Source organism: Aeribacillus sp. FSL K6-2848 (genome assembly GCF_038004325.1).
Lineage (GTDB): Bacteria > Bacillota > Bacilli > Bacillales > Aeribacillaceae > Aeribacillus > Aeribacillus composti.
Genome location: NZ_JBBOQQ010000001.1, coordinates 3,759,479 through 3,786,340 on the forward strand (window position 1 = coordinate 3,759,479; position 26,862 = coordinate 3,786,340).

Here is a 26,862-nt window from a genome sequence, read left to right on the forward strand (position 1 = left end):
CCCCTTCTACGAAACTTTAAATCTAGATTTGAATTTAAAAGTTAGAAATGCTGCAGATAATAAAAATAAACCGATGAAAACATAAAGTGACGTGCTGTCACTAGTTTCCGGATTATTTTCTGTCTGCTTGTCTGTTTCATTTTGATTGTTTGTTTTATTTTGACTACTTTTTTCATTGCTTGTTTTTGTAGAAGCAGAGGTAGATGATTCGTTTGAACTATTAGAATCTGAGCTAACAGCTTTAATGCTATTTTGATCAAACTTTAGTCTTATTGTGTAATGGCTGTCATAAACACCCTCTCCAGGAAATTCGTCTTCTGGAATATAAACATGTATTTGAGAGGTTACAATGTCGGGAACTTGATCTACTTCAAATTGCGCAACTCTTTTATTTGCAGAAGTATCTGTGCTTATCACTTTTGTATCCACATTAGAAACTTTAAATTCTTTAATCCACGAACTATGATTTAATCTTACTTGAACGAAGTATTTGCCATTTTTCACAATTAGTTTTGCAGGCTTTTCCCAATAATCATTGGCCATGGATACCGAATCATTATCTGCTTTTAAAACTTTATAGTTGATGGTATATGTTCCATCAGCCAAGGAATTATTCGCCGATGCCGGCAATGAAGCATAAAAAACTACAAATAGTAAAAAGACGACTGAAAAAATTTTTTTCATTTTTTGATCCGTACCCTCCTTTAAAATGTAATTAATAGATTGTTATATTCCAGAATTAAATAGCTTTCCCCCTTTCGGCTACTTATCAATAATGATTCTCAATCTCAATAGTCATTTTATTAATAACGATTATCATTGTCAATAAATTTTTATGAATCTTCCAGTTTTCCATAATTATAGAAATTTTTCATTTAGTAGTTTTTTATTTAGTTGGAAACTCCGTATTAAAAGACTTTAGTCGAACTTTATACAAGAAAATAGAAAAATCTTGTTTAATTGAATTTCATCCATAAAAAAATAATTTGTATTTATCAGAATGATTGATTCGCCTTATGTCTGAAAAATTATTCGGACAGTGTATTATTCATGTGAATATAGGCTATCGATTAACAAAATGAATAGAAAAAAAATGGAGATGAAACAAATTAGATCAGTTCCCTTTTTTCGGACATGAGGTAGTGTGATGTTAAGGCCAAGGGGGAAAATGAAATGGAAGACTTGGAGTATTTTTAAAAAATGCTTTTTCATTGATTAAACTTTATTAAGAAAATTTAATGTTTGTACCAGCACTTTCTTCTTTATGTATCGATAACGCAATATGAACTCCAAAAAATAAGTTTAGTAAGTAATATAGAGCAGACGCAAAAATGGTAAAAATTGGACATGAACTTTTTTAAAAAGTGTGAATACGAAATGGAGTGTAAAACGGAATTAATTATTTTTGAATAATTTTTTTAAATAATATTCGCCAGCTATTCTATATGAGTTTACAACTAGGCAAAAATGTATTGAAAATACATATGAGCATTTCTTCAAACAATAATATTTTCGCTGCACCTACAATGAAACTTCAAAACAAGCTCAGAATACTAGTAACTCTCATGTCTTTTTATCAATTTGTCCGATCTGTACAATCAACTGTTGACTTTCAAATTATTAAGATCTATTATTATAGAAAATTAAACCTAGCTAAATAGTATGATTTAAATTTAGAACGACTCAATTAGATGGTACAGATTTTTGAATGGATAAAAGGTGCAGACGACGAAGCGGTAGGTACAGATTTAGCATTACTCATCTACTAACAGGGTGTGGATCAATACATCCTCTCGTTCATCATTTGACACTGCAAAGATAGTGATTCAAAAGCTTGCATATGACAGAGCCTATCCTTATGCAAATGCAATCATATATAACTTATGACTGCACAGTCAGTTGGATTAATAAATGTTCATGCAATTTATAATGCTCATTCCTCAAACGCCGGCTGCAGCACTTTCAAATTTTTGTACAGCCACTGTCAATTTTATTAAAGCACATCATTAAGTCATAGGGTGCCATTGCATGAAATAATATTAAGAGCCTAACATGTCGCAATTTTTTGAATTTTATATTGATATGTAGTTTTGGAGAATATTTATAAAACTACCAGACTTAAGCTTGAAGGCAAGAGGTGGATAACATGCTGGAAATTAAAAATGTACATAAATCATTTGGGAAAAACAAAGTTTTAAACGGAGTTGATTTAAAAATAGATAAAGGGGATGTTGTCGTCATTCTTGGACCGAGCGGATCAGGAAAGACAACATTGCTAAGATGCATAAATTTTCTTGAAAAAGCAGATCAAGGTCAGGCAATTTTTGGGGATATTCAGGTTGATCTTCATAAAGCAACTAGAAAACAAATTCATGCAATAAGACAAAAGACTGCATTTGTATTTCAAAATTACAATTTGTTTAATAATAAAACAGCATTAGAAAATGTAACAGAAGGACTCATTATTGGCAGGAAGATTCCAAAAGAAAAAGCGAATGAAATTGGAAAAAAAGCATTGGATAAAGTAGGACTGTCCCACAAATACAATGCTTACCCTAGTGAATTATCGGGCGGGCAGCAGCAAAGGGTTGGCATTGCAAGAGCGATTGCTTTAAATCCAGACATCATTTTATTTGATGAACCAACTTCCGCACTGGATCCGGAATTAGTTGGTGAAGTTTTAACAGTTATGAAGCAAATTGCCAAAGAAGGAACAACAATGTTGGTTGTAACTCATGAAATGTCTTTTGCGAAAGATGTTGCCAATCGGGTGATTTTTATGGATGGCGGAGTCATTGTAGAAGAAGGATCACCTAAAGAAATTTTCACACACCCAAAAGAAGAAAGAACAAAACAGTTCTTAAAGCGGGTAATACCCGAGGATTTTACTTACTATATTTAAAAAGTGAACAGCCTCTGTCCTTTCACATCACTGTAAATACAGGCCCAAACACAGAAACCTCCTAAAATTCCTAGCCCTACACGATTCAAATACGAATTGTTTAGGGCTTTTGCCGAATATTGATTGATTTCCTTCAATATCCTTTACGAGCACCATTATTCAAGCTGTTTCCACTGGGCATCCTACGGAATGAACATATCAGGACGTGGAAGCTCCCGTAAAATAAAGAACCTTCGAAATGAGCCAGCGTTTCCCATTAAAGTATTAAATATCCACAACAGCCAAATATTTTAACGACACGACAAGCAAAAGCAAGTTTCTCAAGAACGTGGTAAAATAATAGCATCAGCATAGCACTGTTCAGCAGCGCTGTATTCTTTCGAAATGCATGAGTACAAGCACTTTATTGATCCAACAGTAATGCAAATTCTCACCCGTTATGCGAAGAAGTTTTTCAAGGAAGATTTCGATCGAGTGGCAATTATACAAAGCTGAATATGTATCCATATGTTTCTGGCAAAAATGTCCTATTCTTTTGGAACCCGGCAAAATGTAAGCATCGTTGTCTATGCAATGAACAAGCAGTTCATCGGTTTTACCCAGATTTTATCCTATACGTTCGCCAACTTTTTCTAAAATAGGTAGTTTTGAAAACGTTTACTTTTTATAATTTGTCAGATTTCCTGACGATAATATTGAGAATGCTGCATTTTAAAAAAATAATCTATTTAAAGACAGTTTAAATGGGATGCTGCTTTTAATAAAGACGGAATATTTTCATTATAGATTATTAAAACCATTTTAAGGAGCATTCCTGTATTGAAGAAAAATGAGGCAAAATAGCGGTTTTTCGGGTTGTACAAAAATAGAGCCCTCTTGGTATAGTACGGAGTGTCAACGGATGTTGACCTCTAATTTAGGAAACCAAGGAGGACTCATACATGAATTATAACCAAAATCGCAAAATCTCTCAAATCACAGAGAACACATTGATCGTCGGTGTTGATATTGCTAAGCACAAACATGTCGCTCGGGCGCAAGATTTTAGAGGCATTGACCTAGCTAATCGCCTAGTGTTTACGAGCGATCTCAAAGGCTTTCAAACCCTGACACAATGGATAGACCATTTGAAGGGTCGTCATCAAAAGAATACGGTCATTGTCGGAATGGAGCCAACTGGTCATTATTGGATGACTCTGGCTTATTACCTAAAAACACATGATATTAAATGCGTTGTAGTCAACCCGTTACATGTGAAAAGAAGTAAAGAGCTGGACGACAATTCGCCGACAAAGAATGATGCGAAGGACGCGAAGGTGATTGCCCAACTTGTGAAAGACGGGCGCTATTCCGAACCCACGCTGCCCGAAAGCATCTATGCTGATCTCAGACAAGGCATGAAGCTTTATGATCAAATGGTTCAGGATCGCAATGCGATTAAAGCCAAAGTCCATAATGTGCTGGATCGCTATTTTCCCGAGTTTCTTACGGTCTTTAAGAATTGGGAAGGCAACGCCGCTCTTCAAATCTTACGCGCGGGCCTTTTCCCCCAAGACATTGTGAAAATGCCTGAAGAAACCATTCTTTTTGAGATCAAGAAGGCAGCTCGACGCGCGGTCGGCATGAAGCGTGTTCAAAAGCTTAAGGAAGCCGCTGCAAAATCAGTGGGCTTATCGGTAGGTGTACGATTCGCTAAAAAGGAATTGCGGTATTTAATGGAGCAATATGACGATTTAACGGCCCGTATTGACGAGTTAGCTAAGGAATTAAGCGAGATGGTTCTGACCATACCCGGGGCTAAGGAAATCAGCGCAATAAAGGGTATCGGGGTGATGACCGTCGTCGGCTTTTTTGCCGAGGTCGGCGATCTTTCGCAATATCATCATCCACGCCAAATCCTAAAATTAGCGGGATTGAACTTGCGAAAGAACGAATCCGGCGAGCATAAGGGCCGGACAACGATAACCAAAAGAGGCCGCAAACGTTTAAGAGCCCTTTTGTTCCGGGTCGCCATGCCCTTAGCCGCCACCAATCCGGCCTTTAAGCGTCTGCATGAATACTATCGTCACCGTCCGGAAAATCCGCTCACAGGAAAACAAGCGTTGATTGCCTTATGTGGTAAGCTTATTCGCGTTATGTTTGTGATAGGCCGTCGTCAATGTGCGTTTAGTGAAGAGAGAATGATTCAAGATATGCCTCATCTTCAGAATCAGAAACAGGTTGCTTAAAACGCATCAATCAAAGGAAATCGCCCAACTGTGACTTGTGACCTTGACAATTGAAGCACGGAGAAGCCGGAGTGATTTGTACCATTCGGGCATGACCCAGTAAAGGAGCTTTTCCGGCCTCCACCTCATGGATAGGTAGAACGAAGGAATGTAAGAGCTTTGACTCTGTGAGACATGGGAGGGTAAACCGCCATGAGCGTTGTGGAGATCCCTATGTGCGATCATATCTTTGTTACCAGATAAAGGTAAATAGAACCTTTGTCTTACACGAAGTCAACTCAAACATCCATTTATTAGGTAAAATACCTATAATATCCATGAATTGATTGACAAGTAAAAACAATTGGTGCAGATTTCCGGAGAAAATGCGAGTAATTCTAAGAAAAACTTTATTTTATAGAGGGAGGTGGAATTATTCAATTAATGATTGCAGATGATGTGCTTGAGCCTAATACCATGAAATTGGTAAGATCGCTGCCGAATGTAATGAATTGATGACGACACCTTTGATTTGTGAAACTGCTGAACAATCGGCAAGATTAATTCAAAATAACTATGAACTAACAGAGATTTTTATATATGCTGACCCCGTGTTTTTCTACTTAGCAAAAAGTGCGTTTCCTATTAGTAATTTTTCGTATTACATCCCTTTTGCAGGATAAATGATCGGCAAAGAATCGATCAATCAAAAAGGAAAGCCAGGCCGGATTTAGGAAAAATCAATATCACGAAATTATCAAAACACGTAAATGAAAAAGGAAAAGCAAATATTTAGTTTTCTTCATAACTGTAAATCCTTGGATAATTGGCTGCATTTATAGAAGCAAACAAAATGTAATCTGTAATTCTCGGTGTTTGGCTGACCATGTAGAGATTCTTTTTTCGCCATATGACTCTTTATGTTACCTTAGGCGGTATGAGCTTCTTGGCAAGGATATTTGGTACGAATCTTGTTTAGGCTCTTCTAATAATTGTTCAGAAATTTTTTTAATAATGATCGACAAAACGGGTGATTCTTGTTCATTCAATTGACCCTTCATTATTGGATTTAGGACTGTAAAAATGCAAAAGGGGGCAAGAATTAATGAGGAATTCATTAGGCTATCCACAATTACTTTCGCAGTTGCGTCAAGACGATTCCCTAGACCTTTTGGCAGACCGTATTGGTGAAATGCTTGAATGTCCAATAACGATAGAGGATTCCAATCATCAGATCATTTCCTACAGCAGACATAAAGAAAATGTTGATGAAGCAAGAATGGCCACGATTATGAGTAGAAAAGTGCCAGATAAAATCATTAACAGTCTTTGGAAAAATGGGATTATGGCAAAACTGTTCGAAAGCGATGAACCTGTTATTGTCCCTGCAATCGAAGAAGTTGGACTTGGCAACCGTGTCGCTGTTTCGATTCGAAAACATAATGAGGTTTTAGGGTTTATATGGGCACAAATCAATGATAAAACAATGGGCGATGATCAATTGCATTTGCTAAAGGAAGCTGCAAAGCTTGTGAAAAACCATCTCCTCCTTCAGCGAATAAGAAAACGAAAAGAAGAAGAGAGTCATCAAGAATTTCTATGGAAGCTATTAACAGGTCATCTGAACGATGTGTCTAAGATTAAACACCAGGCTAAACGAGTTGGGGTTAATCTGGATGGAAATCTTGCTGTTGCTATCATTAACTTTGAAAATGATATAACACAAGCTATTGAAAAACATGCCTATTATTTGGCTGAAACATTGCACCAAGTTCAAGTAGTCAGCAAATTATTTGATCAAAATCAACTAATATTGCTTACCCGGCTCAGAACAGAAAAAGAGGCGATGAACGCTCTTTCCGGTTTTATTAAAGATTTTATCAACAAAATAAGTATGCGTTTACAAATCCGAAATATATCTGGTGCTTTCGGCTCCGTTTATCATACTCCGGAGCATGTTCATTGCAGCTATAAACAAGCATTGAAAGTATTAAGGCTTAAGGAAAAATTCCCCGATGAATTACAGCAAAAGTATAGTTTTCAGGAGATCGGCATCTATCAGTTTTTAGATGAACTTTATCAAATCCGAGTTCGTGACCACTATCAAAGTGAGGCAATCAAAAAATTAAGAGAGTATGACCTCAAGCATCACACCGATTTATTGCATACGCTTAAAAGTTATTTAGAATGCGACTGCAATGTTTATCAAGCAGCGCAATTATTACATGTTCATCCGAATACGTTAAATTACCGTTTAAAAAGAGTAGTAGAAATAACAGGAATAAACCTGAAAGACCCTAACCAGAAAATAACATTATTTCTGGATTTAAAACTTGAAAGCATGAATGTCGAGTAATTTGTATATTTACACAAATTACTTTTGCGGTTTTCTGATTTTTTCATAAAGTAAGGTTCAACTAAAAGAGATATGATAGTGGTGCAGATGTTATTTTAAGGAGATGGTGAGGATGATCATCGGGGTACCGAAAGAAATTAAAAATAATGAAAATCGTGTAGCTATCACACCTGCAGGGGTTGTGCAATTAATAAATGCAGGACATAAAGTTGTTATTGAAGCAAACGCTGGAATCGGAAGCGGTTTTACCGATGAAGAGTATAAACAGGCTGGTGCCGAGATTGTTGAAAGAGCTTCAGAGGTTTGGGAAAAAGCAGAAATGATTCTGAAAGTAAAAGAGCCCCTCCCAGATGAATATGTATATTTCCGAAAAGGGTTAATTTTATTTACCTATCTCCATTTGGCAAATGAACCGGAATTGGCCAAAGCTTTAGTGGAAAATGAAGTGACCGCTATTGCTTATGAAACAATTACCGTAAATAATACATTGCCATTATTGACACCAATGAGCGAAGTTGCCGGCCGCATGGCAGCTCAACTCGGGGCGCAATATTTGGAAAAATCTAAAGGAGGAAAGGGAATACTGCTAAGCGGTGTTCCTGGTGTCAAACGCGGAAAAGTCACGATTATTGGCGGCGGTGTAGTCGGAACGAATGCAGCAAAAATTGCACACGGCCTTGGTGCAGATGTAACGATTATTGACTTAAATCCTGCACGCCTGCGTCAATTAGAAGACATTTTTGGTTCAACTGTGCAGACGTTAATGTCAAATCCTTATAATATTGCAGAATCTGTCAAAGACTCCGATTTAGTTATCGGTTCGGTGCTGATTCCCGGTGCAAAAGCACCTAAGCTTGTAACGGAAGAAATGGTAAAATCTATGCAGCCCGGGTCAGTCATAATCGACGTTGCTATTGATCAAGGCGGAAACTTTGAAACGATTAATTATGCAACAACTCATGACAATCCTATTATCGAAAAATATGGAGTGCTGCATTATGCAGTCGCCAACATTCCAGGTGCGGTTCCACGTACAGCAACAATTGCCCTAACAAATGTCACGATTCCATATGCTGTGCAAATTGCTTCCAAAGGTGTAGTTCAAGCAATTAAAGAAAGTGAAGCGATTAAAACAGGCGTGAACGTCATGAATGGGAATATAACCTTTAAAGCAGTAGCACATGACCTTGGCTATGACTATGTTCCAGTCGATGACGTTATCTCCGAACGATTGTATTCTTAAAACGGTGATGAAACACCCTTCATGCTTAGCTGTGAAGGGTGTTTTAAAATAAAAGGTTCCTTAAACAACCTTCATTGACATTAATAAAAGTTCGAAACCGCAAAAAGTTGAAGATGGAAAAGGTTGATTTAAATAAAGAAATGGCATTCATTGCTCATCTTTCTGAAAAAACCGGAAAAAATAAATATGAAAGCGCCTTGATGAAAATGGGAGTTGAACAATTGAATATCAAATCGTAAACCGAAATAGATTAACAGGAAACGCTGGCTCCGCAGGAGAACCTTTTTGAATAGAGCCAGCAAATACGATTATTTTTCAGAATTTTATATCAATCAAATGGACAATCAAAAGTTTGTTTAAAACAAATTTCCAGATTAACTGAAAAGGCAAGCTTTTATCAGATTTTCTTTCCAAACAAATTTTCCGCTGCCGATAAAGTACTTCAACATTCGTTTGAAGAAAGAGATCTAATCACTCTTTCATCTACAAAATAAGATAAAAATTCCAAAAAGCTTGTTAAAAGTTTGGAAAGAATCTCTTCGTTATTATATTTTGACTGAACTTCCTGAATTTTTAATCTTATTTTTAGAATGATGAAAGTAAATAAATTATTCATTTATTATCTGATGCATACCGCCAACTTACAAAAACCTGAATCTGTTTGTTATGGGGGAGTTCATCATGAAAGTTTTTGATCTGCATTCTGACCTGTTTACTGATATTGCATGGCGGAAAAGCCGTGGCGAAAAGAATATATTTGATCGATTTCATTATCCTAAACTGAAAGAAGGCGAAGTCGATTCTATCATTTGTGTGTTTTGGGTAGAGCCAAAATTCCGTAATCATCCATATGACAGGTTTCAAACATTATTTCAATATGTAATGAGTGATTTAATGGATTCTAAACACGCAATGATTGGTCATCCTTTGTCTGATCAACGGAATAACCCTGATTCGGAAAAAATCAAAATCTTTTTTGGGGTTGAAGGCCTTACTTTTATGAAGGATTGGAAAGGGGAAACAATTGAAGCCAAAATCGAAAACACATTCAATTTCCTTCATGAAAATAAATTTATTCATTTGATCTTTGCATGGAATGAGCGCAACTTTTTGGCAACCGGTACTGGCGCAGAAGATTCTAAGATCAAAGGTCTCACAGACTATGGGAAAATTGCCGTTCAGATGGCAAATAAGAAAAACTGGATTCTTGATGTTTCTCATTTAGATGAAACATCTTTTTGGGATATGTATAATGCCAGCGAACTTCCAGTTATAGCTTCTCATAGCAATGCAAGAGCTCTTTGTCCCCATGAGAGAAATTTAACAGATGAACAAATAAAAGCGATTGCGGAAAGAGGTGGAATCATCGGTTTAAATACTTATGGTTTGTTTGTAGATCACGAAAATCCAACGATTGATAAATTCATTGATCATGCGATTTATATAGCTGATCTAGTTGGTCCGGAGCATGTCGCCTTTGGGTTTGATTTTGTAAATTACTTAGAATCCTATGATTTAGGTACAGAATTTAATGTATACACAAGAGATCTGGAGGATGCGACAAAAATTCCATATCTTTTGGAGAAAATGAGCAAAAGAGGGTTCACACCTGAAGAGTTAGAATCCATCAGCTTCAACAATGCTGATCATTATATAAAAAAATTATTTTCAAAAGAAAAAGATAGGAGATGATTAAATTGGAGAAGACACTTATTCAAGCGGATGACTATATAACTTTGTGGGGCATTATTGTAGTTTTGGCTTCGATAAGTATTTATCTAGAACAGCGTTACATTTGGGCATCCAAAATAACAGGAGCCATCATTGCACTCATTGGGGCGATCGTTTTATCAAATACTGGAATCATTCCTACAGCATCTCCAGTGTATGATGCAGTTTGGACTGTTATTGTTCCAGTAGCGATACCATTGTTGCTTTTCCATGTTAACATTAAAAAAATATTTAAGGAAACCGGAAGATTGCTTATTATCTTCCTATTAAGCTCGATAGGGACAATTGCCGGCACCATTGTCAGTTTCTTTTTATTAAAAGATTATATTCCAATGCTTGACAGACTAGGTGCTATGTTCAGTGCAAGCTATATTGGCGGCGGAGTGAATTTTGCCGCAATGGCCGCTAAGTTTAAAACACCAGGTGAATTAGTCTCTTCTGCGGTAGTTGCCGATAATTTAATGATGGCCATACTCTTTATTATTCTAATGATTATTCCAACACTTTCATTTTTCAAGAGACGTTACAGTACTCCCCACATATTGGAAGTAGAGCGTCAGGGTGCAATAGAAGATGGAAAAACATTGGCGGAAAGCTTTTGGAAAAGAAAGGATATTTCTTTAAAAGATATTGCACTTTCTGTTGGGACAGCCTTTTTGTTTGTCATTGTATCCTTTAAGATCGCCAAATATTTTGACCAGTTGATTCCATCTAGGGAAGATGTTTCGTTCTTTATGAATTTGCTGAATGGACTTTTCGGGGATGGATATATTATGCTGACAACGATGACGTTCATGGCACTGACGTTATTTCCGAAATACTTTGAAAATATTAACGGGAGTCAGGAAGTTGGAACATTTTTGGTTCATATATTTTTCGTTGTTATCGGCATCCCGGCGTCCATACCGCTCATTATTCAAAATGCACCATTGTTGTTATTGTTCGCCTTTATTATTGTCATCATTAATTTAATCATTTCTTTAGTTGCCGGAAAAATATTTAAATATGATCTTGAAGATATACTTTTAGCAAGCAACGCTAATATTGGCGGGCCAACAACCGCAGCTGCATTGGCCATTGCGAAAGGTTGGAAAAATTTAATTGGACCGATATTAATAGTCGGAACATTCGGCTACATTATTGGAAACTATGTTGGCACAATTCTCGGCAACTGGTTCTCAACTTTTATGTAAGTGAATCACTTGACCCAGCATTTCAAAAAATGCTGGGTTTATGACAAATACTTGAAATCATAAACTGTGGTCATAGCAAAATTTTTGATGTGAATGCGTTCAATAATCTTTACTCTCATATAGCAGAAACTATTTCTAAATGGAAATACTAAAGAATCCATAACTGAAACTGCCTCAAATGACTTCGCCGAAACATTGCATTGTTGTTTCCATGAAGTTTAGAAGGATTAACGCCACTTTAGCAAGCTTTGAAAAATATTTCAAACTATGTTCCAAGATTAGAAATTGAGAATCTGCCAAGCTGTCCCCTGCATGAATTCATTTAGAAAAAACCATTTTATCAGGTACTCTTATCGAAGATTTTGTGGTAATCTGGTAATCTTTTCTCCATAGTTGGGACACCAAGGCAATTTTATCATGATTTTTTAGACGGAAAAAACTTGTGTTTATCCATTAGTTAATAAAAATGCATTTTATACAAGAGTAAATCCTGAACTTTGTGTAAAGCGGAATCTAGGTTCGGTTCGTTGGGTTGGATGTGAGATTTTACATAATAATTAGGATTTGGCCAATAATCAGTGATATTACGCAAACAACTTTTTGCTGTTTGAATTTCCAGTATATATCCTAAAAAAGCATATTGTTGTTAATTTCACCTAGGGGGAAAACACAATGAATCATGGAAGTTATCGAGACACATGGGTTGAAGTGGATTTGGGAGCGATCCAGCATAATGTAAAGTCCTTTAAAGAACATATTCATAATGAATGTAAGCTGATGGCTGTCGTGAAAGCGGACGGATATGGACACGGTGCCATCGAAGTGGCAAAAGCTGCAATTGGAGCCGGTGCTGACTATTTAGCGGTTGCCATCCTTGATGAAGCAATTTCCCTAAGGGAGGCAAATATTAAGGCTCCAATTTTAATTTTGGGTTATACCTCCCCAAATGCCGTAAAAACTGCAATACAACATGATATTACACTAACTGTTTTTACGCAGGATGTGTTAGATCAAGTGATACAGACTGCAGAGGAACTGAAAAAAAACACCCATATTCATATCAAAATTGACAGCGGGATGAACCGGATCGGCATTAAAAATAAAGAAGAAGCTCTGAAACTGATTCATTCCAATACTTCTTCTTTTGTAACGGTGGAAGGGATATTCACTCATTTTGCACAAGCGGATGATCCAGATTCATCCTTTACAGAAAAACAATTTTCCCATTTTCAAGCAATTGTTGATTACTTGGAACAACATGATGTACATATCCCAATAAAACATTGCTGCAATAGTGCCGCAACGATCGCATATCCGGAAAAGCATTTGGATATGGTTAGGGTTGGTGTCAGTCTGTATGGGCTTTATCCAAGTGAACATTTGCGAGACAAAATTTCCTTGAGACAAGCGATGAGTTTTAAAACAAAGCCGGTTCTGGTCAAAATGGTGAATGCCGGTGAATCAATCAGCTACGGCTGTACATTTACAACTAACAGAGTATCAACGATTGCAACGATTCCTGTCGGCTATGCAGATGGGTTATCCAGATCCATATCCAATAAGGGCAATGTTACTGTAAAAGGAAAAAGGGCGCCTATTGTGGGCAGAATCTGCATGGACCAGTCGATGATTGATGTAACAGGTGTTGGAGCTGTGAATGAAGATGACATCGTCACTATTTTTGGAGATCCAGATCATGGCTATATTTCATTAGGCGAAGTAGCGGAACAAATGAATACGATCCACTATGAAACAGTCTGCCTCATTGGCAAAAGAGTGCCAAGAGTTTACGTGAACAACGAAAACAAAACCTAAATATCATTGTTTACGAACGGGGTCTCTGCCCCCAAAGTTCAAAAAGAGCGGCACATTCGAAAATATAGTCATGAATCACATTGTTAAAGGCATTTAAGAAATGTAGTGTTTGGCAATAAAAGGTTTGCATATTATATATTCCATATCCACCGCCTTACATGAATAGGCGGGTATGATAGGCTGATAAGCCCCGCAAAGTCCTATAACGGGTAGCGGGTATATTATTTACCTCCTGGAAACTTTCGCAGAATGAAGTTGGAAATATGCCTTGAAATAACTTAAAAAACGCGAAGTGCATTCCTCAAGTTAATTTATTTACATTCATCTTACAGCCTTTAGAATAATTAATAAATATATTTTTAACCTTAATGATGGCAAGAAAATTATAGTTACAAGTTATGATGCGAAAAATTTTAAAAAAGAGGCTCCTCGGTCCTCTCTAAATAATTTCTATCCATGAAACTTATCAACTATAAGTTTTAAGTTAAAATTGAAGTCACTTATCCGCAACAAGTCACACACTCTCATAAAACCGCCCTCTTTGTCTCAATAGAACACGATTTTAACTTTTCGTTTTTCACAAACGGTTCTCTGCCGTGCAGCCTTATACTCCTCCTCAAGAAAATATTATTTTAATGACATCCCCTTACCGATAAATTATATTATTTGGACTTACATACTAAACAAAAAACTCGATGGGAAAATCAAAAAGACTTACAAGTAGTCAATAAATGTTACAGAAGTATAATTTAAAGGAAATCCGTAAACTTATCGGAATTCCTTCAAGCACTTTCAGCAAACTAATGCCAGAAGGGGACTACCTTTATCATCAAGCGGACAGGCAATATTACCCGTTTGTTCTCTCGAAGATGTTTTTACTGCCAATGCTTCTTTCGCTAATTGCAGCTAAAAAATCCCTTTGAATGTTTCCTTCGTTTCATGTATACCAAAGGTCCTCTTCATTTGGTCACTTTGATTATAAAAAACGATTAAGTCCTGAATTTTGTCACTAGCATTGCAGTAATTAAATCTGATGATTCAAAATACTAAGAATGTTCAATTTTTTATTGATTTCGAAACAAAAAAATCCTTTACAATGGAAGTACAGGTGGTTCCTGTCCAAATCCAATCGTAAAGGATAACTGTTATGGACAAGAATACACTAATTTCATCATTTGGTAAATGGGTTTCACCCATAAATATTCAAAAACTTAGCGAACAAGTCAAAGAATTGAAACAGGACTATTACACAAAAAAGCTGACAACAGAAGCCTATATTAAACTTTTATTGGTAGCCCAGCTGCTCGAATTTACGAGCTTAGAGGAAATGAGTGATGCACTTGTAGACGAAGATCTTCAAAAAGCACTCGGATTTGAATCGATAAGTGCCTCTCAGCTATCCCGAAAAAACAATCAGCTCACTTATTTTACTTTCATACATATAAAAGAGGTGCATTTCACATCAAGTGCACCCCAACAATTGACATAGAACCTAATTTTCAAGAACACTCAGCAACTGAAAATTAGATGTGTGTCTTAATGCCACCGTGTACGGACTTTGCATACCATAAAATCCAGAAGGGGAGATCGCGTCCAACAACGATCTCCCCTTCTTATGTATCTACTATTCTTCTAATAGCAATGATTTAAGTTCTTCTAATCCTTTTTGACGCTCAATTGGATCCAGAAACCCCACGCATGAATAGATTCTTAAGCAATAAAAAAACACCCATTCACAATTGACCATCAGCTAAAATGAATGGGCATTTAAAAATTTTTAGAGCATATGTTCAGGAAAAACCTACTTTGGGACTGGAGGCTGCTTTATTTTATCGAGTAGAGGACTCTACATAGCCTTTCTGACCCAGCACATAGAAGACATCTTGACGGCTCTCCAAAATGTAGGAGGGAGCAGGCTTGCCTCGGTTCGCCCGGTGAGAAGCAAGGTGAGCCTCGCTCTTCTCCCAGGCTTTCCAAGCCTCTTCTGATTCCCAGCGAATCATAATTAGGATCTCTTCATTCCCTTTTCTCTTCCTTTTCTTAAGCACGCTTAAATCGATAAAACCCGACTGCTGTTCGATTATTCCCTGTGAAGTGAAGCGGTCAACAATTCGATCGGCATGTCCTTCTGTCACTAAAATAGTATTTATTTGAACAAACACTCACATTGCTCCTTTCATAGTGATTATACATTATTATATTTGATAACAATTATCATTTTCAATAATACCCGCAAGAAATATTCATCTTTTTTCAAAACTCTTCTCTATCAATTCATTTAAAAAGATGATGGCCAATAGCAAAGCGCCTGATCCACAGCACAACATATGACGATATAGCTCCGCTGTCCCCACCAGATGAAAAATTGAATTGCCGGCACACTATCACTATTTAATTGTTTCTCTACCTGTCCGGCTTTCGTATCAGATACTCCATTAGCCAAGATAATATTCATTCATTATTTTAAAAAACTATTTTAATATAAGTTCGCAACAAAAAAACACACGTTTATGAAGTCAAACGAAATCAACTCCTAACATGTTTTTTACGTGGCAATATTGTTGTCAATCTTGATAAATAAGTTTAAATCTTATCCAAGACAGGTGTCTCTTTACGAACACAAGTTTTACAATGCTTTTAAGGCTGCGGCAGAGCAAGCTCTTTATTGTCAAAAATGGCTTCTCCATAATTCCATTCAAATTCCGCATGTGTGTAACACCGTAAGGATAAACTCTTTTGGTTATCATAATAAAACTCCCCATGAAGATAAACAGATTTTTATTTTTTAATCTGTCTACCTAATGGGGAGGCATATCAAAAATCAAAACGTCATTAAAACAAAAAACACATAAACATCAATATATAAACGTTACGAAAACATTAAAGGGGAGGTCTATAAGTCGAAAAAACGACTTATTAGACATCCCTCTTTTTTTCGTCGTGACAAAAAATTTTTAAAAACGGATTATTTTCAATTATATTCTATTATTCTGCAATTTTTTTATATTATCTCTGCTTTAAAATCATTGACTTATCAGTCTCTTTTCTTTATTATAGAAACAATTATCCACTGATGAAAAGTGGCTGTTTTAAACTTTATTCATTCCACACCTTTGTTTCTCATCCAAGAAATTAGCTATAAACCGGTTCTTTTTCGTTTACACCAGAGATCGGTTCTTGTCCGTTTAGACCAAGCGTCTCTGCTGTTGAAGTATGAAGTTCATGGAAAAGATCCGGGTTTTCCACTAGTGACACACCATAAGAAGGAATCATTTCTTTAATTTTCGGTTCCCATTTATTCAAATGTTGAGGAAAGCATTTTTTAATTACTTCAAGCATTACGTGTACAGCAGTAGAAGCTCCAGGAGAAGCACCTAGCAATGCAGCAATCGAGCCATCTGCAGCCGTAACAACTTCTGTACCAAATTGAATCGTTCCTTTACCGCCAGCTTCAGTATCTTTGATAATTTGCACACGTTGGCCTGCGACGACTATATCCCAATCCTCTGATTTAGCCGTCGGGATAAATTCACGCAACTCATTCATGCGCTTTTCTTTCGTTAACAGAAGCTGCTCGATCAAGTATTTTTCCAAAGAAAAGTTTTTAAAGGCTGATGCCAACAAAGTTACGAAATTGTGCGGTTTTACGGAAGCAAACAAATCCAAATTTGAACCAGTTTTTAAGAACTTAGGCGAGAAGCCTGCAAACGGTCCAAAGAGCAATGTTTTTTTGTTGTCGATATACCGTGTATCAAGGTGCGGAACTGACATAGGAGGTGCACCAATTTTAGCCTTACTGTAAACTTTTGCATGATGCTGCTCTACAACTTCTGGATTATTACATACCATAAATAATCCGCTTACAGGAAAACCACCAATATGTTTACCTTCTGGAATACCAGATTTTTGAAGCAAGTGCAGACTTCCCCCGCCGGCTCCAATAAATACGAATTTAGCCTTATGGATTTCAACTGAACCGCTATTGAGATCCTTCACTTTCAATTCCCACAAACCGTCGCTTGTGCGTTTAATATCCTTAACACTATGCTTGTAGTATATTTCGACATCTTTCTCTTTTAAGTAGTCAAATAACATGCGTGTTAAAGCTCCAAAGTTAACATCCGTACCTGAGTCGATTTTGGTTGCTGCGATCGGTTCATTCGATGTACGTCCTTCCATTATAAGCGGAATCCATTCTTTCAGTTTTTCCGGGTCATCAGAAAATTCCATTCCTTGGAATAATGGATTGTTTGATAGCGCTTCAAAACGTTTCTTTAAATATCTCACATTATTTTCCCCTTGGACTAAACTCATGTGGGGCAGCGGTCTGATGAATTCCTGCGGATTTTGTATTAGATTGTTTTTTACAAGGTAAGACCAAAACTGTCTGGAAACTTGGAACTGTTCATTAATTTTTATAGCTTTGCTAATATCAATAGATCCATCCGGTTTCTCGGGTGTGTAGTTAAGCTCACATAGTGCAGCATGCCCCGTTCCTGCATTATTCCATTCATTAGAGCTTTCTTCTCCTGGTTTGTCGAGTTTTTCAAACACTTTAATTTCCCATTCCGGCGCTAATTCTTTCAACAGTGTCCCTAAAGTCGCACTCATAATTCCGGCACCAATTAAAATAACGTCTGTGTTAGTTTGTCTGCTACTCATTTTTCCCCATCCTTATCCCCCAATATTTGTAGAAAGGATGCAGGCGACCTGCCTAATTCAAAGCTCTACATGGCTTTCGCCACACGCCTTTTCTACAACAATTATATCTTAATTATAGTATATCATTATTTAAGTATAGTTCATTATTAGTATTTCTAATTAAAGTCCATCACGATTATTTATAGATTTACAGATTCTATATCAACTTTATACAACCAGACCGCTAAAATTAATTTTTTCTTGAAAATGAATCATTTTACTCCACCAACATATCCTATTATTTACCAATCGCCAGATATCACCTGAACGAATGAGATGTGCTGTTTAAATAAGAGTTTCTACCGATAAAGAAGATCAAAAAAGAATCCATAAGCAGTCAAATAGAGCTCTTTATGGGATATATCTTGGTTAAAGGGGGATATCGAAAATTTTTACGTTGATGCAAACGCGAACAGTTGCACAAAATAAAACAGATAAATCACCTCTTCAAACAACAGATGATGAACATGTCACTCAATTATAAAATCAGTCACTTATTCTGCCTCCCAAAATAGATAATTTGAACAAACAGTTCCAATTGTTTTTTTAGGATTTATTCCTTTGTTTGCTTATCTTGCCAGCAGTGATGATGTTCTGTCATTTTTTGGCGTGGTTTTTCACTCTATGCAAAAAAACACAAATTTTTACATATAGGATGTATGTTTGAATTTGATCATTTAATATTAAGTCACTTTACAGAGGATCGACCACATAAAAAATGAGCCACGTGATTTCCCATTTTCAAAACCTCTCTTATGCTTGTAAGTATCAGAACATTCAAACATAAAGAGAGGAAGAAAAGGATGATGAGTATGGCTCAATTTCATACCAAGGATAAGTAGTTTCCTACGATTCTAAAGCTCTAGTAATTTTTTGAATCAATATTTTTCAATTCCTTGAAAAACCGCTTGAAGCATCTTTTCAATCTCGATGACCGGATCTAGTTCCTTTTCGAAAATAAACCAATCATATAAAGTTCCCCGCATGCACCTGGAAATGATCATGGCCAGCTCTTGTATTGAAAAATCTTCGGTGAACTCCCCTTTTTCCTGTCCCTCTTGTAAGTAATTTTCAAGAATGTGATATAATCTTCGATTCGTATCCGCAAGAAACTTGGCGCTTTGAGGATTCATATAAATCGTTTGCATTAACTCTTTCCCTAAATCGTTTTTCAAATACTTCATTTGTGTGATGGAAAGACGTATAATTTTTTCCTTAGCAGATAAATCATTCGGCAATGTTTTGCAAAATTCATCATAAAAGTTATCAATTTCCTTAAACTTTTCCAAAAAAATTTCTGACTTCGAAGCAAAATGCCCGTAAAAGGCTCCCTTCGACGTTTTGCTTTTCTCGACGATTTCATCCACAGTGACTTGGTTATATCCTTTTTGACTAAACAGCTCCAAAGCTGTTTCCAAAATTCTTTTTTTGGTTTTAAGCGCTTTTTTTTGCTTTGCATTTAATGTCATAAAAAAATCCCCTTTTTTCCTAACTCAACTTGTCTTTTATTATATCTAATGGTCTTGGAAAACCTTTTATACAAAATATTCTAAATTAACAAAATATTATTGACAAATCCAATATATTGAAATAAACTATGGTCTATAAAGACTACAGTCTATTTTTGTTGTAAGCGTTTACTATAGGGGGTGAAATCGATGGATATTATTGGAGAAAGAACGATTATCGATTTGCTTCATGAAAAATGCAGGTTACACGGAGATAAACCATTTCTTGTCTTTGAAGATAATAACAAAAAAACCACCATGTATACTTATCAGACGTTTTTGCAAAAAGTGAATAAATTCAGCCGAGTACTTTTGGATTTAGGGATTCAAAAAGGCGACCGGGTTACTCTCCATCTTCCAAATGGTTCTGACTTCATTGTCTGCTGGTTTTCATTAGCTAGAGTCGGTGCGGTTATGGTACCAACAAACATCCTCTCGACTGCAAATGAAATGGAATATACAATAGCCCACTCGGAATCGGTTCTCCTAATTACAGAAGAGGAGTATTTAGAAAAATTTCAATCAATTCAAAGCAAATTGCCAAATCTTAAAAAAATATTGTTAAGCCGCTGCAAAAATGATCTATACAAAGAAATAAGCATGGATCATTTAATTGAAAAAGCAGAGGGAGACATTCCTCCTATATCCCTTAAAAGCGATGATATTGTCTCCATCATGTATACTTCGGGAACAACTTCTAAGCCGAAGGGATGCATGATTACTCATGCCAATTATCTTTATACTGGCGAGGCTGTTTCGAAGACCCTGAACTTTACCCCAGAAGACAGGGCTTTGATCGTACTTCCTCTTTTTCATGGCAATGGCCAATACTATCTGTTTATGCCTGCCTTAACCGTTGGAGCAAGTGTTGCCATCACGGAACGGTTCAGTGCTTCTCAATATTTTAAGCAGGCAAAGAGATTGCATGCAACAGTCGGTTCATTGTTTGCAGCTCCCATCCGCATGATTTTAGCACAGCGTTTTGATGAGGCAGACAAAGAAAATCCTCTCCGCTTAATCATCTTTGCCCAATCGGTCACGCTTGAACAACTGCAGGAATTTGAACAAAAATACAATGTACCGCTGTTGCAGCTATACGGAATGACAGAAACTGTAGCACCGCCATTAATGAATCCATTATATGGGCAAAAGGATAATACCGGAATCGGAAAGCCCATCCTCAGCGCCGAAGTCAAACTTGTGGATGAAGCGGGAAAAGAAGTACCGGTCAACAAACCCGGTCAGATCATTGTAAAAGGCATTCCGGGGCGCACTATTATGAAAGGGTATTACAAAAATGAAAAGGCAACCAACGAAACTATTCAAGACGGCTGGCTGTATACAGGGGACAACGCCATTATGACAGAAAACGGTTATTTTTACTTCGTTGATCGGAAAAAGGATATGATCAAACGTGCTGGAGAAAACGTAGCGGCAATGGAAGTAGAAAATGTAATCATGGAACATCCGGACGTGTATGAAGCTGCTGTCATCGGCGTGCCTGATGAGATGCGGGATGAGGCCATTAAAGCGTTTGTAATTTTAAAAGAAGGAAGACAAACGACGGAACAGGAGCTGATTGAACATTGTCAGAACCGTCTTTCAAAATTTAAAATACCGAATACCATCGAGTTTGTGAAGGACTTTCCTAGAACGTCTGTCGGAAAAATTCAAAAACATTTGTTGAGGAAATCCGAAAATTTACTTTAAAATCATTCAATTTACTTTTATGTACCTGCTTTTCCAATATTTTAAACCTCGGAATGTCATTAATGGAATTCCGCCGTTCCAGTGCAAGCGATAATGAAATAACCGTGAATTCCCTCAAAAAGAGAATTTGAATTTGATTATTAGATATGTGAGATGAGGGGTGTATTTTTATGAACAAAATCCGTATCTTGTTTGCCAGCTTATCAGGGTCTGTCATTGAATGGTATGATTTTTACCTATATGGTACTGCTACGGGACTTGTGTTTTCATTTCTATTCTTTCCAAGTCATGATCCGGCTGTAGGACTATTACTTTCTTTTGCAACCTTTGGAATTGGCTATGCAGCCAGACCTATCGGCAGCATTATCTTCGGTCATTTTGGTGATAAGATGGGAAGAAAGGCCGCTTTAATATTTACACTTATTGGAATGGGCGGAAGTTCATTTTTGATTGGTCTTCTTCCTACTTATGAGCAAATTGGTATTTGGGCGCCGATTATACTCGTCCTTTTAAGGCTCATCCAAGGTATTTCCCTTGGGGGTGAATGGGGTGGAGCTGTTCTGTTGGCCACCGAATATGCCCCGAAAGGCCTTCGCGGACTGTATGGCTCCATTCCCCAGTTAGGTGTACCTATCGGTTTAGTTCTCGGTTCATTAAGCTTAACGGTTATTAGTTATTTTACTTCTAATACACAATTTTTGGCATGGGGATGGAGGATTCCGTTCTTATTTAGTGTCGTTCTGATTGGACTCGCACTCTGGATCCGAAGCGGAATTGAAGAGACTCCTGCCTTCAAACAACAAAAGGAAGCTGGAGCAATTGCGAAAATACCATTTTTGGAAACGTTCAAAACGAATTGGAAAAGTGTTTTGCATGCTATCGGTTTAAAAATTGGGGACGGATTTTTCAATGTATTCTTAATGTCATTTATTCTTTCTTATTCTACGGTGTACTTGGGGTATTCCAACCAAGTGGCACTAACAGCCCTTACCATTGGCTGCGCAACTATGATTATCACCATTCCGGTTGTAGGATACTTGTCTGATTATATTGGTCGAAAACTTATTTATATTGTCGGATTAATTTTATTGTTTATCTTATCTATCCCTTATTTTTCATTGGTTGACGAGGGCGCTTCCTGGTTATACATCATGCAAGGCGTGATGCTGGGAATCATCTGGGCATCGATTTTCGCAACACAGGGCACCTTATTCTCCGAATTATTTCCGGCAAAGGTTCGCTACACAGGTTTATCCTTCGGGTATCAAGTGGCAGCCGCCATTGTTGGTTTCGGTCCGATGATTTGGACAACAATGGCCGAATCCTTCGGTCCTTCCCCATGGGTCTTTGGCGGATTTATGATGGGAGGCATTATATTATCCCTTATTTTAAGTCTGTTAGTTCCGGATACGAGAAAACGTTCGTTATACGATCATCATATTGAAACAGCTGAAAATAATTTCAGCATAAAACTGTAAGGTAAAATAAGATTTCTATCCTTCCACGGGGTACCATAAATTATTGAATGAGGTTACCCTGTTTTCATTTTTAAATAAACTCGTTTGGTATATCTATGTGTGGGGCCTAATTATGGTGTGAATGCCTCTTACGCAGTTGCTAGAAACGAAAAACTCAAGGTTGGAGCCACTCCCTGAAGGAAAGGGGATGCCTTGACATTATTTGAATCTCTCATGCTCGCTATTTCCTCTGGGGGTGGATGGACCAATACTGTCTTTTTTAAAAAAAGTAATCCGCTCTTGAGTTGGCGGCTCAGAGTGGATACAGTTAGTGCCGCTGAATCGGCTGGTCCCCCTGACAGAGAATCGTTTAAAGACGGTTATCAATGTTCGTCGTACGGATAACTTTTTCATTCACCAACAATTTATACGTTTATTATATCTTTTGTACAAAAAATGAAAGACTGCAGCCAAGGAATTTCCGTCCTAAGGTACTTTCCATCATTAGGAAACGGTTTATTGATGCACTTACAAGCTTTATTCATTGAAATACAATGTTATTAGAAATGGAATGTATAGATTTCACTTCTCTTGTTCCGTAAGCATCTCCAGCAATTTTTTCAAAGCAAAGGAGCGGTACCGACCCTTTTTCGTGATAATACCAAGATGCCAAAGAACCTTTTCTTTCAAGGGAATAATAACAATATCCGGATTATTTTGTTTTCCGCCTATCACTTTCGGCAGCAATGTGATCCCCATTTTTGATGAAACAAGCTCCAAAATTAAATCCCATTGGGAACTTTCATAGGCGATATTCGGGGTAAAACCAGAATTTTTGCAGGTGTTAATGATAAATTCATGCAACGTAAAGTTTTTTGCAAATAATATAAAGCTTTCCTTCTCCAATTCTTTGACGGACACCCTTTGTTTGCAGGCCAGAGAATGATCCTTGTGGATAAAAAGGACGAATTCATCCGTAAAAAAAGAAGAAATGTGAAAAATGGATTCATCCACCGGCAGAACCACAATGCCGACATCAATTTCCCCCTCTTCCACCAGCTGCTCTACCACCCTTGCGCCAACCTCCACCAACTCCAATTTGACATTCGGGTATTGTTGATGGAAGTTTCCGGCAATGGAAGGGAAAAAACCCGTTCCAATAAGGGGAGGAATGCCGATTTTAATTTCTCCAATGGCGACGTTTGCCAGTTCATCCAGCAGCATTTTCGTTTCTTCCAAAATACTCATTAACTTTTTTCCCTGTTCATAAACAACTTTTCCTGCATCCGTCAATTGAATATGCCTCGTGGATCGTTCCAATAGTTCCATATGAAATTCCTCTTCCAGCTTTTTCACGGCTTTACTTAATGACGGCTGGGATAAATAGGAGTGCTCCGCAGCTTTTGTAAAACTCTGATGATTGGCCACCTCAATAAAGGATTGAATGTCCCGAAGTTCCATCGAATCCCCCTTTTTATTCCCAAATGTAATAAATAAGATTCATTTTATTTATTTTACTTTACCGTTTGTCCCTGTGTAAACTTTTATGTAAGCGGATGCAAAAAAGGAATTTTGAAAGCGATTCCATCATGCACTCATTTACTTGTTCTTATTTTTTAACGGAACCGGTGGAAAAAACAAACAGAAATTATTATTTGCTAAAGGGAGGAGAAACCATTGAAGACACTTACATCCTTTTTCAACCGCGTGGTGCAGCGTTATTTGCCTGATGCCTTGCTGTTCGCCATTATTTTAACGTTTTTAGTATATTTATTAGGTGTTTTCTTTACAGACAACAGTCCAGTGGACATGGTCACCCATTGGGGTTTAGGTTTTTGGGATTTACTGGAATTTACCATGCAGATGACCCTTGTGGTTGTAACCGGCTATATATTAGCAAACACTCCCGTCATTAAAAGGTTCTTGGCGAAAGTAAGCACCTTTGCACGCACCCCTGTCCATGCCGTCATGCTTGTAACCATTGTTTCATTAATCGCCTGCCTGATTAATTACGGTTTCGGGCTGGTGATCGGCGCTTTGTTTGCCATACATGTTGCCAAGTATGTTCCATCCGTCGACTACCGTATTTTAATTGCCAGTGCATACAGCGGATTCCTCATTTGGCACGGGGGATTTTCCGGTTCGATCCCACTTACCATTGCAACCCCGGGCCACTTTTTGGAGGAATCCATGGGCGTGATCCCAGTGACGAAAACCCTTTTTAGCCCGACAAATTTGTTTATTGTTATTGCCCTTTTGATCACCTTGCCGCTGTTTAACCGTTATTTGTTAAAAAATGCAGAGAGCCAGCTCGAAGATCGAACGAAATGGGTGATTCCAAATGAAGAAGCAGCAGCAGTAGAGCATGTGACACCTATGACACCAGCAGAAAAATTGGAAAACAGTCGGACAATATCCCTGATCATCGGCATTATGGGAATTGCATTTATTGTTTATCATTTTGCTGTAAACGGATTTAACCTAAACATTAATATCGTCAATTTTATTTTCCTTTTCCTTGGAATTTTGCTTCATCAAACACCGAAAAGGTTTCTGGATACGGTAGCAAACGGCGTTAAAAACGCCGGTGGGATTATCATCCAGTTTCCCTTTTATGCTGGAATTATGGGAATGATGATTCATTCAGGATTGTCTGAGCAAATCGCATTATGGTTCGTCAGTGTTTCGACCGAACAAACCTTGCCTTACCTCTCCTTTCTTAGCGCTGGCTTAATCAATATCTTTGTTCCATCCGGGGGCGGGCAATGGGCGGTTCAAGGACCGATTATGATTCAGGCAGCAATGGAATTGGGAGCAGATCCGGCCAAAACAGCAATGGGGGTAGCCTGGGGAGATGCTTGGACAAATATGATCCAGCCGTTTTGGGCGCTTCCCATTTTAGCGATCGCAGGCCTCCACATCCGAGATATTATGGGATTTTGCGTCATGATTCTAATTTTCAGTTTTATCCCGATCTCCATTGGATTTCTGCTGTTTTAAAGCTTCAGTTGTCCCATAACAAAAATTTTCCCAATATTCTATGTTTTACAAACAAATCCCAAGAATGCTGTTATGACGCCAGCATTCTTGGGATGGGTTTTTTTAAGTTTATCAAAAACTATCATTTGCTTTTAATCCTTTTTTGTTCCTTCTCCGTTTGACGGGATTGACGGTATCCCGGGTGTTTTGAAAATGGTTCCCTTTTTTTTGTTCCAATTAGGAACATGATCGTTCCAGCATTCTTGTCTAATGATGGGACTGGATGCATATTTTCTTGTAAAAAATACTCCCACTTTGCTGTTTCTCCTAAAAAAATGTTGCCGTGCTTGCTGTGCTGTGCAGAAGGTTACTATCTCTCCCGTTAGATACTGAGGATGAATCGAATCCCGGCCGATGAGCTTTTTCAAATAATTTTTGACATAATCCAATTAAAGCAGACCGTTTTGTGTCCTGAATTTGTGCATTACAAAACCAAATCTTTCACAGCCAACTCAATCATTTTCATTTTTTCCTCATTCATCATTTTCTTCTCCTTCTAAACTATTGGATAATTCCAATTTCAATTTCCTATTGAAAACGTTAATAATAGATAAAAAGATCGGTTCTATCACTCAAAAACCGTAAACCAGAAAAAATCACCATCTCTTTTTTCATAGAGGAGAAGAAAAATTAAGAGAGAATCGCAAAAGGGAAAGCCTATTGCATTTTATAGAAACCTATTCGCAAAAGACATATCAGTTAAACGATGTGATTTTTTTTTCGATAATCTGCCTCCCAAAACACAAAATAGATAATTTTAACAAACAGTTCTAATTGTTTTTTGGATTTGTTCCTTTGTTTGGTTTTCTCGCCAGCAGTGGTGTGATGTCTGTCATTTCTGGACGTGGTTTTTCACTCTATGTCGAAAAAAAACACTAACTTTTATATATAAGGTCTATGTTTCGGTAAATCCGTTTTTTGTCACAAAAAGGGAGAAAATACAACAAAGAAACTCCTGACTCATAGGAGCAGGAATTGTTTTTGTCATCGTTTGACAGAG

At 37.3% G+C, this 26,862-nt stretch carries 18 protein-coding genes; 13 read left to right on the forward strand and 5 right to left on the reverse strand.

Going from position 1 to position 26,862, the window contains the following annotated elements; translation table 11 throughout:
• Positions 1–6: 6 nt before the first annotated feature.
• Complete coding sequence (gene isdC / locus NSS70_RS18130) at positions 7–684, reverse strand: heme uptake protein IsdC (RefSeq protein WP_327873237.1); 678 nt, start codon at positions 682–684, stop codon at positions 7–9.
• 1,462 nt (positions 685–2,146) lie between these two features.
• Here isdC and NSS70_RS18135 point away from each other — a divergent pair.
• From NSS70_RS18135 to NSS70_RS18175, 9 genes are all read left to right on the forward strand, one after another.
• Positions 2,147–2,902, forward strand: a complete 756-nt coding sequence (locus tag NSS70_RS18135) for an amino acid ABC transporter ATP-binding protein (RefSeq protein WP_063387708.1) — start codon at positions 2,147–2,149, stop codon at positions 2,900–2,902.
• A 941-nt stretch (positions 2,903–3,843) separates the two neighbouring features.
• The gene (locus NSS70_RS18140) at positions 3,844–5,130 is read left to right on the forward strand and encodes an IS110 family transposase (protein ID WP_340734194.1); all 1,287 of its coding nucleotides are present in this window, start codon (positions 3,844–3,846) and stop codon (positions 5,128–5,130) included.
• 1,084 nt (positions 5,131–6,214) lie between these two features.
• On the forward strand, positions 6,215–7,465 hold the full coding sequence (locus NSS70_RS18145; protein WP_066250119.1) for a PucR family transcriptional regulator: 1,251 nt from the start codon (positions 6,215–6,217) through the stop codon (positions 7,463–7,465).
• A gap of 112 nt (positions 7,466–7,577) precedes the next feature.
• Entirely contained in the window at positions 7,578–8,708 is a 1,131-nt protein-coding gene (gene ald / locus NSS70_RS18150) for an alanine dehydrogenase (RefSeq protein ID WP_339210448.1), read from the forward strand.
• Positions 8,709–8,821: 113 nt separating this feature from the next.
• Positions 8,822–8,947 (forward strand): hypothetical protein, encoded by a 126-nt coding sequence (locus NSS70_RS18155; RefSeq protein WP_339193396.1) that lies wholly within the window; start codon positions 8,822–8,824, stop codon positions 8,945–8,947.
• Positions 8,948–9,389: 442 nt separating this feature from the next.
• On the forward strand, positions 9,390–10,400 hold the full coding sequence (locus NSS70_RS18160; RefSeq protein WP_340882162.1) for a dipeptidase: 1,011 nt from the start codon (positions 9,390–9,392) through the stop codon (positions 10,398–10,400).
• 5 nt (positions 10,401–10,405) lie between these two features.
• Positions 10,406–11,632 (forward strand): DUF819 family protein, encoded by a 1,227-nt coding sequence (locus NSS70_RS18165; RefSeq protein WP_340882164.1) that lies wholly within the window; start codon positions 10,406–10,408, stop codon positions 11,630–11,632.
• 672 nt (positions 11,633–12,304) lie between these two features.
• The gene (gene alr / locus NSS70_RS18170) at positions 12,305–13,447 is read left to right on the forward strand and encodes an alanine racemase (protein WP_339193399.1); all 1,143 of its coding nucleotides are present in this window, start codon (positions 12,305–12,307) and stop codon (positions 13,445–13,447) included.
• A 1,147-nt stretch (positions 13,448–14,594) separates the two neighbouring features.
• Positions 14,595–14,936: a DUF4372 domain-containing protein gene (locus NSS70_RS18175; protein ID WP_340882165.1), complete on the forward strand. Its 342-nt coding sequence runs from the start codon at positions 14,595–14,597 to the stop codon at positions 14,934–14,936.
• A 340-nt stretch (positions 14,937–15,276) separates the two neighbouring features.
• Here NSS70_RS18175 and NSS70_RS18180 read toward each other — a convergent pair whose 3' ends face one another.
• The 3 genes from NSS70_RS18180 to NSS70_RS18190 all read right to left on the reverse strand — a co-directional run bounded on the left by NSS70_RS18180 (position 15,277) and on the right by NSS70_RS18190 (position 19,617).
• A complete protein-coding gene (locus tag NSS70_RS18180) occupies positions 15,277–15,609 on the reverse strand; it encodes an antibiotic biosynthesis monooxygenase family protein (RefSeq protein WP_340882166.1) in 333 nt (110 codons plus the stop codon).
• 970 nt (positions 15,610–16,579) lie between these two features.
• Positions 16,580–18,109: a malate:quinone oxidoreductase gene (locus NSS70_RS18185; RefSeq protein WP_339197633.1), complete on the reverse strand. Its 1,530-nt coding sequence runs from the start codon at positions 18,107–18,109 to the stop codon at positions 16,580–16,582.
• Positions 18,110–19,026: 917 nt separating this feature from the next.
• Complete coding sequence (locus tag NSS70_RS18190; protein WP_063388770.1) at positions 19,027–19,617, reverse strand: TetR/AcrR family transcriptional regulator; 591 nt, start codon at positions 19,615–19,617, stop codon at positions 19,027–19,029.
• A 189-nt stretch (positions 19,618–19,806) separates the two neighbouring features.
• Here NSS70_RS18190 and NSS70_RS18195 point away from each other — a divergent pair, with 189 nt between their 5' ends.
• From NSS70_RS18195 to NSS70_RS18205, 3 genes are all read left to right on the forward strand, one after another.
• On the forward strand, positions 19,807–21,366 hold the full coding sequence (locus NSS70_RS18195) for an AMP-binding protein (protein WP_340882168.1): 1,560 nt from the start codon (positions 19,807–19,809) through the stop codon (positions 21,364–21,366).
• Between the two features lie 170 nt (positions 21,367–21,536).
• Entirely contained in the window at positions 21,537–22,844 is a 1,308-nt protein-coding gene (locus NSS70_RS18200) for an MFS transporter (RefSeq protein WP_066250135.1), read from the forward strand.
• Between the two features lie 192 nt (positions 22,845–23,036).
• Positions 23,037–23,228, forward strand: a complete 192-nt coding sequence (locus tag NSS70_RS18205) for a hypothetical protein (protein ID WP_340882171.1) — start codon at positions 23,037–23,039, stop codon at positions 23,226–23,228.
• Between the two features lie 177 nt (positions 23,229–23,405).
• Here NSS70_RS18205 and NSS70_RS18210 read toward each other — a convergent pair whose 3' ends face one another.
• A complete protein-coding gene (locus NSS70_RS18210; protein WP_340882172.1) occupies positions 23,406–24,284 on the reverse strand; it encodes a LysR family transcriptional regulator in 879 nt (292 codons plus the stop codon).
• A 216-nt stretch (positions 24,285–24,500) separates the two neighbouring features.
• On the opposite strand from NSS70_RS18210, the gene NSS70_RS18215 reads away from it, so the two are divergent.
• On the forward strand, positions 24,501–25,823 hold the full coding sequence (locus tag NSS70_RS18215) for a short-chain fatty acid transporter (RefSeq protein WP_340882174.1): 1,323 nt from the start codon (positions 24,501–24,503) through the stop codon (positions 25,821–25,823).
• Positions 25,824–26,862 lie beyond the last annotated feature (1,039 nt).

Excerpts from the sequence above, each read along its gene's own strand:
- NSS70_RS18210 (WP_340882172.1), bottom strand. The coding sequence starts at position 24,284 with ATGGAACTTCGGGACATTCAATCCTTTATTGAGGTGGCCAATCATCAG.
- NSS70_RS18160 (WP_340882162.1), top strand. The coding sequence starts at position 9,390 with ATGAAAGTTTTTGATCTGCATTCTGACCTGTTTACTGATATTGCATGG.
- ald (WP_339210448.1), top strand. The coding sequence starts at position 7,578 with ATGATCATCGGGGTACCGAAAGAAATTAAAAATAATGAAAATCGTGTA.
- NSS70_RS18135 (WP_063387708.1), top strand. The coding sequence starts at position 2,147 with ATGCTGGAAATTAAAAATGTACATAAATCATTTGGGAAAAACAAAGTT.
- isdC (WP_327873237.1), bottom strand. The coding sequence starts at position 684 with ATGAAAAAAATTTTTTCAGTCGTCTTTTTACTATTTGTAGTTTTTTAT.
- NSS70_RS18185 (WP_339197633.1), bottom strand. The coding sequence starts at position 18,109 with ATGAGTAGCAGACAAACTAACACAGACGTTATTTTAATTGGTGCCGGA.
- NSS70_RS18200 (WP_066250135.1), top strand. The coding sequence starts at position 21,537 with ATGAACAAAATCCGTATCTTGTTTGCCAGCTTATCAGGGTCTGTCATT.
- NSS70_RS18175 (WP_340882165.1), top strand. The coding sequence starts at position 14,595 with ATGGACAAGAATACACTAATTTCATCATTTGGTAAATGGGTTTCACCC.
- NSS70_RS18195 (WP_340882168.1), top strand. The coding sequence starts at position 19,807 with ATGGATATTATTGGAGAAAGAACGATTATCGATTTGCTTCATGAAAAA.
- alr (WP_339193399.1), top strand. The coding sequence starts at position 12,305 with ATGAATCATGGAAGTTATCGAGACACATGGGTTGAAGTGGATTTGGGA.
- NSS70_RS18145 (WP_066250119.1), top strand. The coding sequence starts at position 6,215 with ATGAGGAATTCATTAGGCTATCCACAATTACTTTCGCAGTTGCGTCAA.
- NSS70_RS18140 (WP_340734194.1), top strand. The coding sequence starts at position 3,844 with ATGAATTATAACCAAAATCGCAAAATCTCTCAAATCACAGAGAACACA.
- NSS70_RS18155 (WP_339193396.1), top strand. The coding sequence starts at position 8,822 with ATGGAAAAGGTTGATTTAAATAAAGAAATGGCATTCATTGCTCATCTT.
- NSS70_RS18190 (WP_063388770.1), bottom strand. The coding sequence starts at position 19,617 with ATGACATTAAATGCAAAGCAAAAAAAAGCGCTTAAAACCAAAAAAAGA.